The organism is Bacillus sp. B1(2022) (assembly GCF_040259625.1).
Lineage (GTDB): Bacteria > Bacillota > Bacilli > Bacillales > Bacillaceae > Bacillus > Bacillus velezensis.
In genome coordinates, this window is the sequence record NZ_JANIFO010000005.1 from 35650 (window position 1) to 51790 (window position 16141).

A 16141-nucleotide genomic window follows, 5' to 3' on the forward strand; every position below is an offset into this window, starting at 1 on the left:
TCCAATGTCGGTATTTAAAACTCAAGAAACGTACTGGGAAAACCTGTTTGATGAAGAAGACGGCCTAAGCGCATTCCCTTACTTTAAAGCAGCGGATAAAGCGTCGTTGGCCCGTACCGGCTACCAGGAAAAATGCATCTGCCGTTCCTTATCTCCGGAAGTATCTCAAAGAATTATGACAATGGCGAATCATTCCGATATGGCGGCCTATCTGATTTTATTGGCGGGTATTGAATGCTTGTTGTATAAATATACGGATCGCACGAGCCTGATTCTTGGCATTCCAACGGTATCGAAGCAAAAAGCCGGCCAGTCAGCCGTTAACAACATTGTCCTCTTAAAAAATACGCTTTCAAACGAGAGCACATTTAAAACCGTATTCGGGCAGCTGAAAGAAGCCGTTAATGATTCTCTGAAAAATCAAAACCTGCCGTTTAGAAAAATGGCCCGGCATCTGAGCGTGCAATACAATGACGAGCATATGCCTTTGATTCATACCGTCGTTTCGCTTAACGAAATTCATTCCTTGCAATGTAAAGAAGATACTGCAACCGATACGCTGTTTCACTTTGATTTGGAGAACAACGGGATTCATTTGAAGCTTTTTTATAACGGCAATCTGTACGATGAGCGCTATATCAATCAAATTGTATCCCATTTGGATCAGCTGCTGTCTGTGATCCTGTTTCAGCCTCAAGCCGCGATCCATACGGCAGAGATCTTACCGGAAGCGGAAAAACAGAAGCTATTGTTTGATTTTAACGACACCGTCAGAGATTTCTCCGGGAGCAGAACAGTCTATCAATTATTTGAAGAGCAGGCAGAAAGAACGCCTGAGCATGCGGCCGTCAAGTTTAAAAACGACCATTTGACATACAGGGAACTAAATGAGAAGGCGAGCCGTTTGGCAAGAACATTGCGTAATTGCGGGGTTCAACCCGATACGTTAGTCGCCATTCTCGCTGATCGTTCATTAGAGATGATCGTATCCATTATAGCTGTTTGGAAGGCAGGGGGCGCTTATGTGCCCCTGGATCCTGAATATCCAAAAGAGCGGCTTCAATATTTGCTTCATGATGCGGATGCAGACGTTCTCCTTGTTCAGCATCATTTAAAAAACAGCCTCGCCTTTGACGGCCCGGTGATTGATTTGAATGATGAAACATCATACCATGCCGATTGCTCATTGTTATCACCAGTAGCGGGACACAGCCATTTAGCCTATGTCATTTATACGTCGGGTACAACAGGAAAGCCGAAAGGGGTCATGGTTGAACACGGCGGCATTGTGAACTCGCTTCAGTGGAAGAAGGCGTTTTTCAAGCATTCTCCGGCGGATCGCGTACTTGTCTTGTACCCGTATGTTTTTGATGCGTTCATTTTAAATTTCTTCGGCCCGCTCATCTCAGGAGCAACTTTGCACCTATTGCCTAATGAAGAGAATAAAGAAACTTTCGCCATTCAAAATGCCATAAAACAAGAAAGAATTACTCATTTCTCAACTTCTCCCCGTCTTCTGAAAACGATGATCGAACAGATGAACAGAGAGGATTTCATCCATGTTCAGCATGTTGTTGTAGGCGGTGAGCAGCTGGAAACAGATACAGTTGAGAAGCTGCATTCTCTGCAGCCTCGCATTCGGATCAATAATGAATACGGACCGACAGAAAACAGCGTGGTATCTACATTTCACCCTGTTCAGTCCGCTGATGAACAGATCACAATCGGCAGCCCGGTGGCCAACCATCAAGCTTATATTTTAGGAGCGCACCATCAAATCCAGCCGATCGGCGTACCGGGAGAGCTGTATGTCGGAGGAGCGGGAGTGGCCCGCGGCTACCTCAATCGGCCTGAATTGACGGAGGAAAAATTTGTGGAGCATCTGCATGTCCCTGGTCAAAAGATGTATAAAACGGGGGATCTCGCCAGATGGCTGCCGGATGGAAGAATCGAATATTTAGGGCGGATTGATCATCAAGTGAAAATTCGCGGCTACCGGATTGAGATCGGCGAGGTAGAGGCAGCCATGTTCAATCTGGAAAACGTTCGTGAAGCCGCAGTCGTCGCGCGGGAAGACGCAGACGGGGCCAAACAATTGTATGCCTATTATGTCGGCGAGCCTTCTTTGACCGCTGCGCAGTTCAGAGAAGAATTATCCCGGGAACTGCCGAATTATATGATTCCCTCCCGCTTTATTCCTTTGGAACGCATTCCGCTCACTTCCAATGGGAAGATTGATCTGAAAGCTTTGCCTGCTGCTGACGAAAATACGCGGGCGGAAAACGAATACATAGCCCCGCGGAACACAATAGAAGAACTGCTGGCGTCTATCTGGCAAGAAGTATTAGGGGCAGAACGTATAGGAATTTTGGATAATTTCTTTGATTTTGGCGGAGATTCGATTAAATCAATTCAGGTGTCATCCAGATTGTATCAAGCCGGATACAAGATTGATATGAAGCATTTGTTTAAACACCCCTCGATTGCTGAACTTAGTCAGTTTGTAGCACCGGTCAGCAGGGTGGCTGATCAAGGAGAAGTGAATGGCGGAACCAAGCTGACCCCGATACAGCATTGGTTTTTTGAGCAAAAAATGCCGCATGCACACCATTACAATCAGGCCGTCATGTTATATTCGGCGGAAGGCTTTAAAGAGGGCCCGCTTCGCCGGACGATGGAACGGATCGCGTCGCATCACGATGCCTTGAGGATGATTTTTGAAAAAACGCCGGATGGATACGCTCCGCGAATTACAGGAACAGATGAAAGTGAACTATTCCATCTGGAAGTGATGAATTATAAAGGGGAAACCGATCCGGCTCAAGCGATTGCCGATAAAGCGAATGAGATTCAAAGCAGCATGGTATTAGACAAAGGGCCATTGATGAAGCTCGGTTTGTTCCAATGTCCGGACGGAGATCATTTGCTGATTGCAATTCATCATTTGCTGATTGACGGTGTATCCTGGCGTATTTTGCTCGAAGATTTTGCAAGCGGTTATGAGCAGGCAGAACGCGGACAAACGATCCAGCTCCCGCAAAAAACAGACTCGTTTCCATCCTGGGCCGATCAATTGTCCAAATATGCGGCGGAAACCGATATGGAAGAGGAGATTGCGTATTGGACCGAGCTTTCAAGTATAAAGCCTCAGCCATTGCCTAAGGACACTATCAGCGAAGGATCGTTATTAAGAGACAGCGAAGAAGTGACGATTCAATGGACAAAAGAGGAAACGGAGCAATTATTAAAACAAGCGAACCGCGCCTACAACACGGATATCAACGATCTGCTGCTGACTTCGTTAGGGCTGGCTGTTCACAAGTGGACAGGCACGGAAGACATTGTCGTGAATTTGGAAGGCCACGGGAGAGAACCGATTATTCCGGATGCTGACATTTCCCGCACGATAGGATGGTTCACAAGCCAGTACCCTGTCGTCCTGAGGATGGAAGCCGGAAAAAACCTGTCGCAGCGGATCAAGATCGTAAAAGAAGGGCTGCGCCGTATCCCTGACAAAGGAATGAATTACAGCATCATCAAATATATATCCGGGCACTCGGAAGCCGACAGCCTGCAGCTGAATCCGGAGATATCGTTTAATTATTTGGGACAATTTGACCAAGACCTGAAGCATCAGGCTTTGCGCATCTCGCCTTTTTCCACAGGGTTGTCAATGAACGAAAACCAAGAGAGAACGGCCGTGCTTGATTTGAATGGCATGATTGCCGAAGGGACATTATCACTGACACTGAGCTACAGCAGCAAACAATACGAAAGATCTACTATGGCGCAATTTGCCCGGGGGTTGAAAGAAAGTCTGCAAGAAGTCATTGCGCATTGCGTAAGCCGGCAGCAGACTTCTCTCACACCAAGTGACATCCTGTTAAAAGACATCTCAATCGACGAACTGGAACAGCTTTTGGAGCAGACGCGTGAATTAGGCGAAGCGGAAAATATTTATCCATTAACGCCGATGCAGAAGGGCATGCTGTTTCACAGCTTATTTGATCCGAATTCTGGTGCTTATTTTCAGCAAACGATGTTTGATCTGCATGGAGATCTGGAAATTGATTCATTTTCAAAAAGCTTGGACGGCTTATCGCAAAAATATGATATTTTCCGCACGAATTTTTACAGAGGCTGGAAGGATCAGCCGCTCCAAATCATATTCAAAACGAAAAAAATCGGTTTTCAATTCAATGACTTACGAGAGATGAAGGAATCTCAAAAAGAAGCGATGATTCAGCAGTATGCCAGAGAAGATAAGATGCGGGGGTTCGACTTAGAAAAAGGCGCGTTAATGCGGTTATTCATCCTTCGTACGGATGAAAAGACATACCGTTTTATCTGGAGTTTCCACCATATTTTGATGGACGGCTGGTGTCTGCCGCTGATTACAAAAGAAATTTTCGAGAATTACTTTGCTTTGCTTCAGCAAAAACAGCCTGAACAATCGTCAATTACTCCGTACAGTCAATATATTGAATGGCTCGGCCGGCAAGATGCGAAAGAGGCCACGGCTTATTGGGATCAGTACTTGGAGGGATATGAGGAGCAAACCGGCCTTCCTAAGGATCACCATGCAGCGGAAGACGGACGATACGTTCCTGAAAAAGTGACGTGTGACATAAGCTCCGATCTCACTTCGAAAATGAAGCGGACGGCAGGCAAGCATCATGTCACGCTGAACACGCTGCTGCAGACGGCATGGGCGGTTTTGCTGCAGAAATATAACCGTAGCCGGGACGTTGTGTTTGGAAGTGTTGTATCCGGAAGACCCGCTGGAATTCCAAACGTGGAAACCATGATCGGCTTATTCATTAACACCATTCCCGTCCGGTTTCGGTGTGAAGCCGGGACAACGTTTGCCGGGCTTATGAAAGAGGCGCAGGAAAGGGCTGTAGCGTCTCAACAATTTGAGACGCACCCACTGTACGATATTCAAGCGCGTACAACGCAAAAGCAAGATTTAATTACACATTTAATGATATTCGAAAATTATCCGGTTGATCAGTATATGGAAAGTATAGGCCGCCAAAACGGAACATCCATCACGATTTCCAACGTACAAATGGAAGAACAGACCAACTACGATTTTAATTTGACCGTTATACCGGGCGACGAGATGAACATCTCTTTTGAATACAATGCAAATGTGTATGAGCGGGCAAGCATAGAGCGAGTTCGGGAACATTTCATGCAAATCCTGCATCAAGTCGTGACAGATGCGGATATCCGGGTGGATCAAGCGGAATTGTTAACGGAAGGCGAAAGAAGAACCCTTCTGCAGACGCTTAACGACACGGCCGCGCCGTTTCCGCAGACGCCGGTTCATCAATTATTTGAAGAGCAATCGCAGCGTACGCCCGATCAAGCAGCCGTCATTGATAAGGACAGGCAGCTCACGTACGGAGAGCTCAATAAGCGGGCCAACCGACTGGCGCGAACGTTAAGAGCGAAAGGAGTGCAGACGGATCAGCCTGTAGCCATCATCACAAGAAACAGCATCGAATCGGTGGTCGGAATCCTTGCCGTTTTAAAATCAGGCGGAGCCTATGTCCCTATAGATCCGGAATATCCGCAAGACCGCATCCGGTATATGCTGGATGACTCCCAAGCCGGAATCGTTTTAATGCAGCGGGACGTCAGGAAACAGCTTGCCTATGAAGGCGTCACGGTTTTACTTGATGATGAAAGTTCTTATCACCAAGATGGCTCTGACCTTGCTCCGATAAATGATGCGAGCCATTTGGCATATGTCATTTATACGTCAGGTTCCACAGGCCGGCCAAAAGGCGTACTAATCGAGCACCGAGGCTTGACCAATTATATTTGGTGGGCGAAAGAGGTTTATGTAAAAGGCGAGAAAGCCAACTTCCCATTGTATTCGTCAATTTCTTTTGATCTGACGGTGACTTCTATTTTCACGCCGCTTGTCACAGGCAATGCAATCATCGTCTATGACGGAGAGGATAAAACAGCTCTGCTTGAATCGATTGTGCGGGACCCGAGGGTGGATATCATTAAATTGACCCCGGCCCATTTGCAGGTTTTGAAAGAAATGAACATTGCCGATCAAACGGCTGTCCGAAGAATGATTGTGGGCGGGGAAAACTTAAGCACCCGGTTAGCCCGCAGCATTCATGAACAGTTCGAAGGCCGGATTGAAATATGCAATGAGTACGGACCGACGGAAACTGTTGTCGGCTGCATGATTTACCGTTACGATGCCGCAAAGGACAGACGGGAATCGGTACCGATCGGAACCGCTGCGGCAAACACGAGCATTTACGTTCTTGATGAGAATATGAAACCCGCGCCGATCGGTGTCCCGGGAGAGATCTATATCAGCGGCGCCGGTGTGGCAAGAGGATATTTGAACCGTCCCGAATTAACGGCAGAGAAATTTGTCGATGACCCGTTTGAACCCGGAGCGAAGATGTATAAGACCGGAGATTTGGCGAAGTGGCTGGCGGACGGAAACATTGAATATGCGGGCAGAATAGATGAACAAGTGAAAATCAGAGGCTATCGTATCGAATTAGGCGAGATCGAGGCGGCACTGCTTCAAGAAGAAGCGATCAAGGAAGCTGTCGTTACAGCCAGAGAGGATGTCCACGGGTTTAAACAATTGTGTGCATATTACGTGAGCGGCGGGCAAACAACGGCAGCCCGGCTCCGGAAACAATTGTCACACAGTCTGGCGGGTTATATGGTTCCGGCTTATTTTATCGAACTTGATGAAATGCCTTTAACTTCTAACGGAAAAATAAACAAAAAAGGGCTGCCGGCTCCGGATTTCGAGCTGCAGGACAGAGCAGAGTATAAAGCTCCCCGATCAAAAGCGGAAGAAATATTAGTTTCTGCCTGGGAATCGGTATTAGGCGCTGAAAACGTCAGTATTCTTGATAATTTCTTTGACCTTGGCGGAGATTCCATTAAATCCATTCAAGTATCCTCCAGATTAAATCAGCAAGGATACAAAATGGAAATCAAAGACTTGTTTCAATATGCAACAATTGCAGAATTGAGTCCGCATATCAAGCAGAATCTGCGTATAGCCGATCAAGGTGAGGTCAAAGGAAAAGTCAGCCTGACTCCTATTCAGCATTGGTTCTTTGATCATATAACGACAGATCAGCATTATTACAATCAAGCCGTCATGCTGCATGCGCCGGAAGGTTTTCAGGAAACGCAGCTTCGTCAAACCCTGCAAAAGCTTGCTGAACATCACGATGCGCTCCGCATGACGTTCCGGACTACGGAAAATGGCTGTGAGGCACAGAATGAAGAAATCGCCCAAAGCGGACTGTACCGCTTAGAAGTCCTGAATCTGAAAGAAGATTCCGATCCGGGGCGTACAATTGAAGCCAAGGCTGATGAGATACAAAGCAGTATGCGTTTAAGTGATGGGCCGTTAATGAAAGCCGGGTTGTTTCAATGCGCAAATGGAGATCATCTGCTCATTGCCATCCATCATTTGATTATAGACGGGATTTCATGGCGCATTTTACTGGAAGATATCGTTAGCGGCTACAAGCAAGCCGAGAACGGGCGAGTGATTCAACTGCCGCAAAAAACAGACTCCTTCCAATTATGGGCTAAGAGACTGTCAGAATACGCGCAAAGTGAAACCATAAAACAAGAACAGGAATATTGGACAAAGATCGAACAAACCGAAGTCAAACCGCTGCCTAAAGATTTTCATGAAACCCATACAACTGCAAAAGACAGTGAAACAGCAGCTGTGGAATGGACGAAAGAGGAAACGGAGCTCTTATTAAAACAAGCGAATCGCGCTTATCACACGGAAATAAACGATTTGCTTTTAACTTCTCTGGGTCTTTCCATATCGCATTGGTCAGGACTGGAACAAATTCCGATTCATTTAGAGGGACACGGCCGCGAACAGATTATACAGGATATAGATATCTCCCGCACGGTCGGGTGGTTTACAAGTCTGTATCCGGTTGTGCTGCACGCGCAGCCGGGCAAAGAAATCTCTGATTATATCAAGACGACCAAAGAAGGATTGCGTCAAATTCCGCATAAAGGGATCGGATATGGAATAGCAAGGTACTTAAGCGGCGGAATGCCATCGAAACTAAATCCCGAGATCAGCTTTAACTACCTGGGACAGTTTGACCAAGATTTACAGCAGCATGGGGTTCAATTATCTTCTTATTCTTGCGGTTCAGACTCAAGCGGAAATCAAGAAAGACCGTATGTATTGAATATAAACGGAATGATCACCGAGGGCCGGCTGAAGCTTACGATCAGCTACAGCAGCAAACAGTACGCAAAAGAAACGATCATGCGGTTATCGGAAACGATTCAAAGCCGCCTGCGGACCATCATTACGCATTGCGTTCATAAAGAACAATCGGAACTGACACCAAGCGATATTTTGTTAAAGGGCATGTCCATTGGCGAATTGGATCAGCTCCTCATTCAACTGCCGCATGCAGGTGAGGTTGAAAACGTGTATCCGCTCACTCCGATGCAGAAAGGAATGCTCTTCCACAGCCTGTTGGACGAGGCCTCAAGTTCTTATTTTGAACAAGCATCGTTCGATTTGCAGGGAGAGTTAAAGATTGATTGGTTTAAAGCAAGCCTTGAACGATTATTTGAAACATACGCCGTGCTCAGAACCCGTTTTTACAGCGGCTGGAACGATACTCCTTTACAAATTGTCTATAAAACGCAAACACCGCAAATTCATTTTGCAGATTTGCGTGATATAGAGGAGCACCTGAGAGAGGATGCAATCGCAGCCTATCAAAGAGAAGATAAGGCAAAAGGATTTGACTTGGCTCGGGATCCGCTGATGCGCATAGCGATTTTCCGGATGGAAGACCGCAAATATCATTTGATTTGGAGCTTCCATCATATTGTGATGGATGGCTGGTGCCTGTCTCTTATCACGAAGGAAGTGTTTGATCATTATAGCGCCTTACAGGAAGGCAGGGAACCAGAACCGCTATCGGCAGTTCCTTACAGCGACTATATCGAGTGGCTTGACCGCCAAGATCAGGGAGCGGCAAAGCGGTACTGGAGCGGGTATCTTGAAGGATATAAAGGTGAAACCACGCTTCTTCATAAAATAGCGCAGCATGAACAAAAAGAATACGCTTATGCCAATTTGATCTGCCGATTTGATCACGAACAGACAAAACAATTACAGCAGATCGCAAATCAGCATCAGGTTACGTTAAATACGTTGATCCAAACGTTATGGGGAGTATTATTACAGAAATACAGCGGGTCCGCAGACGTTGTCTTCGGCAGTGTCGTGTCGGGAAGGCCGGCGGAAATTCCTGATGTGGAACAGATGATCGGCCTGTTCATCAATACGATTCCGGTTCGCATCCGCTGCGATGAGGACAGCACTTTTGCTGATACGATGCAAATGGTTCAACAAAACGCGCTGGCTTCCCAATCGTACGATACCTATCCTTTATACGAAATTCAGGCCCAAACGGAACAAAAGCAAAACTTAATTGATCATATCATGATCTTTGAAAATTATCCGATAGGGCAGCAAGCCGAAGAGACGGGACATCATGGTACGGAGCTGAACATTACGAATTTTCATATGCAGGAACACTCCCACTATGATTTGAATGTGGTTGTCATACCTGGCAAACAGCTGGCCGTTCATTTCGGTTTTAATGAAAACGAATATGAAAAATCAGAAGTGGAGCGGCTCCGAGGTCATTTTGAAAAACTCATGCAGCAAGTATTGCGGCAGCCGTCTGTCAAAATAGAAGATTTGGAGCTTCTCTCTCAGCAAGAAAAAGAATATCTGCTCAGCCGCTTTCAGTCTAATGACATGCATTACCCGCGTGAAAAAACGATTCATGAGTTGTTCGAGGAACAGGCGCATCGTACTCCGGACAATACAGCGGTTGTATTTGAGGGTAAACAATTCACCTACGAAGAACTGAACCGGCGTGCCAATCAGCTTGCTCGAACCTTGCAGGCAAAAGGAGTGCAGGCGGATCAGCTTGTCGGCATTATGACTGAACGCTCGCTTGAGATGGTTGTAGGCATCTTGGGAGTTTTAAAAGCGGGCGGTGCATATTTGCCGATAGATCCTGATTCTCCGTCTGAACGCATCCGTTATATTTTAAATGATTCAAGCATCAGCGTATTGCTTTACTGCGGGAAGCTGCAGGATGACATCGGCTTCTCAGGAACATGTATCGATCTCATGGAGGAACATTTCTATCACGAAAAAGACAGCAGTCTTGCACTCTCTTATCAGTCCAGTCAACTGGCCTATGCCATTTATACTTCCGGCACGACAGGCAAGCCTAAAGGCACGTTAATTGAACATCGCCAGGTCATCCACCTGATAGAAGGGCTGAGCCGCCAAGTATACTCTGCCTATGATGCGGAGCTGAATATAGCCATGCTCGCTCCATATTATTTCGATGCTTCTGTTCAGCAAATGTATGCTTCCTTGCTGTCAGGCCATACCTTGTTTATTGTTCCGAAAGAGATAGTGTCAGACGGTGCTGCCTTATGCCGTTACTATCGGCAGCATTCGATTGACATCACTGACGGAACACCTGCCCACTTAAAGCTTTTGATAGCTGCAGGTGATTTGCAGGGAGTCACGCTTCAGCATCTTTTAATCGGAGGAGAGGCTCTTTCCAAAACGACGGTAAATAAGCTCAAGCAATTATTCGGCGAGCATGGCGCTGCGCCTGGGATTACTAATGTATATGGGCCTACGGAGACTTGCGTAGACGCGTCTCTGTTCAACATTGAATGTTCTTCCGATGCTTGGGCACGCAGCCAAAACTATGTCCCTATAGGCAAGCCGTTAGGCAGAAACCGAATGTACATTCTTGATTCAAAAAAACGGCTGCAGCCGAAGGGCGTCCACGGCGAGCTGTATATTGCAGGGGACGGTGTCGGGCGGGGTTACTTGAACCTGCCGGAACTGACGGACGAAAAATTTGTTGCCGATCCGTTTGTACCGGAGGACCGAATGTACAGAACCGGTGATCTGGCCCGCCTTCTGCCGGATGGAAATATTGAATATATCGGCCGGATTGATCATCAGGTGAAAATTCAAGGTTTTCGGATTGAACTCGGTGAAATCGAATCGGTGATGCTGAACGTTCCTGATATTCAAGAAGCCGCCGTAGCTGCCCTTAAAGATGCAGATGATGAATATTACTTGTGCGGATACTTTGCAGCAGATAAGACAATACAGATCAGTGAACTGCGCGAAAGAATGGCCCGGCATTTACCCGGATATATGATCCCCGCTCATTTTGTGCAGCTGGATAAGATGCCGCTGACGCCAAACGGGAAGTTGAATCGCCAGTTATTGCCGGCTCCGGTCAAAAAGCGTGACAGCGGCATAGAGTACGTCCCGCCGCAAACTTCGGCAGAAATCCAGCTGACAGCAATTTGGGAGGATGTCCTTGGACTAGAGCAGGTGGGGATCAGAGATCACTTTTTTGAGATCGGCGGACACTCCCTGCGGGCAACGGCGCTGATTGCAAAAATACAAAAGCAAATGCATGTCCAAATTCCTTTGCGGGACGTCTTCCGTTTCCCAACCATTGAACAGCTCGCACGGACGATCACGAAGACGGAGCTGACCGGGTATGCCGCGATTCCTGCAATTGAAAAAAGACCTTATTATCCGGTATCCTCAGCACAAAAACGGTTGTACATCCTGAATCACTTGGAAGGCGGAGAACTCAGTTACAACATGCTGGGACTGATGACTGTGGAAGGAAAGCTTGATCGTGACAAGCTGCAGCAAGCCTTCCGCACGCTGATTTTGCGCCATGAATCTTTGCGCACCGGTTTTAAAATGGCTGACGGAGAACCTGTTCAGTATGTCTTGGATCACGCGGCGTTTGAAGCAGAGTGGTACCAAGGGGAAGAAGATGATGCGGACCTTTATATCCGCCAATTTATTCGTCCTTTTCACCTGGATGAGCCGCCGCTGCTTCGCGTAGGGCTGTTTGAACTTCAACCTGACCGCGGAATTCTGATGTTTGATATGCACCACATTATTTCTGACGGAACATCCATGAGCGTATTGATCAAAGAATTTATCCGGATTTATGAAGGAGAGACATTACCGCCCCTGCGCATCCAGTACAAGGACTACGCGGTATGGCAGACCGGCGAAGCGAGATTACAGCAGATTCAAAAACAAGAAGCCTATTGGTTAGAGCTGTACAGCGGCGACGTTCCTGTCCTTCATCTGCCGGCCGATTATATCCGGCCGTCGGCACGGGATTTTGCGGGAGCCACAATGCATTTTACGCTTGATAAGCAAAAAAGCGACGGATTAAAGCAGCTGGCATCCCAAACTGAATCGACTTTATATATGGTGCTCCTTGCGTCTTATACATTATTGCTTTCAAAATACAGCGGCCAGGAAGACATTATTGTCGGCAGTCCTATAGCGGGAAGACCGCACGCCGATTTGGAACCGATTATCGGAATGTTTGTCAATACATTGGCGATGAGAAATTACCCTGAAAAAGGGAAGACGTTCTCTCAGTATCTGTCCGAAGTGAAGGAGAATGCATTAAAAGCTTATGAACATCAGGATTATCCGTTCGAAGCGCTGATCGATCAACTGAATATCGCCAGAGACTTGAGCCGCAATCCATTGTTTGACACCATGTTTGTGCTTCAAAACACGGAGCAGGAACAGTTAGAGATAAATGACGTCACTTTCAAACCATATCCAAACGGACATACGATGGCGAAATTTGATCTAACTTTAACTGCTGTGGAAGAAGGGGCGGGTATTCAGTTCACGCTGGAATACTTGACGGCTCTGTTTAAACCGGAAACGATCGAACGGATGATGGGGCATTTTGAACAGCTGGTTGATTCGATTATTAAACAGCCTGAGGCCGAGCTGGCTCGTTTAAATATGATGACCAAGGAAGAGGAAAGAGACATTCAGCAACTCTTTAACGATACTGCAGTTGCGGAAAAACGAATTCCGACAACGATTCATCAGCTTTTTGAGCAGCAGGCTGAGCGTAACCCGGATCATGAAGCCGTCATGTTTGGAAATCAGACGCTGACTTATCGTCAGCTGAATGAACGTTCCAATCAGCTGGCGCGCGTTCTTCAAGATAAGGGTGCCTGCACTGATCAGGTTGTTGCCGTTCTCACGGATCGCTCAGCACATATGATCATCGGCATTTTAGCCATATTAAAGGCCGGCGCAGCATTTCTCCCTATCGATCCGGAGCTTCCCGAAAAACGGCGGGCTTTTATGCTAAAAGACAGCGGTGCCGATGTGCTTTTGACTTGTGCAGGTCACGCTATTCCGCCGCTCTTTGAAGGAGAAGTGCTTCTGCTTGATGATCCGTTACTATATCAAGGCAGAACAGACAATCTTAATCTTTCCTGCTCGGAAAATGATTTAATGTATGTTATTTACACGTCAGGCACAACAGGGCAGCCGAAAGGCGTTCAGCTGGAGCACAAGACGATGACGAATCTGCTCGCTTATGAGCAGGATCATACGCAGCTTCGCTTTGACAGAGTGCTGCAATTTGCCGCAATGAGCTTTGATGTCTGCTATCAAGAAATGTTCTCCGCGCTTTCAAGCGGAGGAACACTCTTTATCATCGGCAATGAGGCAAAACGTGACATACGGCAGCTCAATGATTTTGTCAGAACGCACGGGATACAAACAGCATTTCTCCCGACAGCGTTCCTTAAGCTCCTTGCCTCAGAGAAACACTATTTCGAACCGTTTGCCGAGTGCGTGGATCACATCATCGCTGCGGGAGAACAGCTCATCGCAACAAGGATGCTGCGTGACATGCTGGCACGACACCAAGTCACATTGCATAATCATTACGGTCCGTCGGAGACGCATGTTGTGACCATGTATACCGTCGATCCTGATACAGATCAGGAGCTTCAGCCGATCGGAAAACCGATTTCAAATACGGAGATTTTCATTTTGAATGAAGCCGGAACGCTTCAGCCTGTCGGAATCGTCGGTGAACTTTGTATTTCAGGAGTGAGCCTGGCCAGAGGCTATCATAACAGGGAGTCTTTGACGCTCGAAACTTTTGTTCCGCACCCATATGACTCGAATCAACGGATGTATAAAACAGGCGATCTGGCTCGTTACCTTCCCGAGGGAAACATTGAATATGCGGGAAGGAGGGACCATCAAGTCAAAATCCGCGGTTATCGGGTTGAACTCGGTGAGGTGGAAGCCGCTCTTCTCAAGCACGTACAGGAAGCAGTTGTCCTAGCAAAAGAAAATACCGATGGCCAAAGCGATTTGTATGCCTATTTTACAGCAGAGCAATCACTCTCGATCAGTCAGCTTAAAGAAAAACTTGCTGGCCAAATACCGGGATATATGATCCCTTCATACTTCATCCAGCTGGAGAAACTGCCGCTAACCGGCAATGGAAAAGTAAATCGAAGAGCATTACCGATGCCTAAAGCAGGTTTACAAACGGGGACTGACTACGTTGCTCCGCGGACGAATATGGAAGAGCAGCTGATATGCATCTGGCAAGACGTTTTGAAGGTAAAAGAAATAGGTGTAAAAGATAACTTTTTCGATTTGGGCGGCCACTCGTTGCGGGGGATGACGCTCATCGCCAAAATTCATAAGCAATTCAGCAAAAACATTTCATTAAGAGAAGTCTTTCAATGTCCGACAGTTGAAGAAATGGCACAAGCTATTGCAGAAGCTGAAACCAACGGACCGGACTATATTCCGAAAGCCAAAGCAAAAGATGTCTATCCCGTATCGTCCGTGCAGAAGATGGTTTACCTGTCAACACAAATAGAAGGCGGAGAACTGAGCTACAATATGCCGGGAATTCTTACATTAGAAGGAAAACTCGACACGAATCGCTTGCAAACCGCTTTCCAAAGACTGATCCAGCGCCATGAATCGCTGCGTACCGGTTTTGAAATGGTCCGCGGAGAACCGGTGCAGGTGATCAAATCGCAAGTGGAGTTTTCGATGGAAAGATACAAAGCAACAGCCGACGAGGTTGAGGAATGTTTCCGGACCTTCGTGCGGCCGTTCGATCTCAGCCAAGCTCCATTACTCAGGGCCGGACTCATCGAGTTAGAACAAGACCTGCATATTTTCATGTTTGACATGCACCACATTATCACGGACGGCGCCTCCATGAATATTTTTGTCGAAGAACTGATTCAATTGTATGACGGCAAAGAGTTAGCTCCGCTCCGTATTCAGTACAAAGACTTTACGGAATGGAAACATCAAAAAGAACAAAGAGAACGAATCAAGAGCCAGGAAGAGTATTGGCTTGGTGTATTTCATGAAGAGCTCCCGTCATTCGAGCTGCCGAAAGATTTTGCGAGACCGCCGGTTAGAAGCTTTGATGGGAAAAGGCACAATTTTACGCTCGATAAGACTGTCACCCAAGGGATAAAGCAGCTGGAAGAATTGACCGGAACGACCGCTTACATGATTCTATTCTCGGCCTATTCCATACTGCTGGCAAAATACAGCGGTCAGGATGATATCGTTGTCGGTACACCTATTGCAGGGAGACCGCATGCGGATTTGGAACCCATTATCGGAATGTTTGTCAATACATTAGCCATCCGCACCGCTCCGATGGCGGAAAAGACATTTTTGGATTATATAACGGAAACGAAAGAAACCATGCTGAAGGCTTTTGAACATCAAGAGTATCCTTTTGAAGAATTAGTTGAAAAACTGGGTGTGAAACGGGACTTAAGCCGCAATCCATTGTTTGATACGATGTTTGTCCTGCAAAATACCGAACAAACTGATATTGAAGTGGACTCTCTCGCAGTCAGGCCTTATGAACAAACAGAGACGGCAGCCAAGTTGGATTTACAGCTGAACTTCTTAATAGACCAAGATGAGATTCAGGGCAGTTTTGATTACTGTACGAAACTGTTTAAAAAGAAAACCATTGCTGTATTGGCCAAGGATTACGTCATGATCCTTTCGGCGATTATGAGAAACCCATCCATTCCTTTAAAAGACATTCAATTAAGCGAAAAAGTAAACAAAAGTAAACATCTCGCAAGCACAATCGAATTGGATTTCTAATCACAGGGGCAGTGGCTGTCCCGGCATGAATGCCGCGGCTGCCGCCAG

1 protein-coding gene is annotated in these 16141 nt (G+C 46.8%); it reads left to right on the plus strand.

What is annotated here, in order from left to right; genetic code table 11:
- Positions 1–4: 4 nt before the first annotated feature.
- A complete protein-coding gene (locus NQS30_RS10660) occupies positions 5–16093 on the plus strand; it encodes a non-ribosomal peptide synthase/polyketide synthase (protein WP_218791753.1) in 16089 nt (5362 codons plus the stop codon).
- Positions 16094–16141 lie beyond the last annotated feature (48 nt).

Excerpts from the sequence above, each read along its gene's own strand:
- NQS30_RS10660 (WP_218791753.1), top strand. The coding sequence starts at position 5 with ATGTCGGTATTTAAAACTCAAGAAACGTACTGGGAAAACCTGTTTGAT.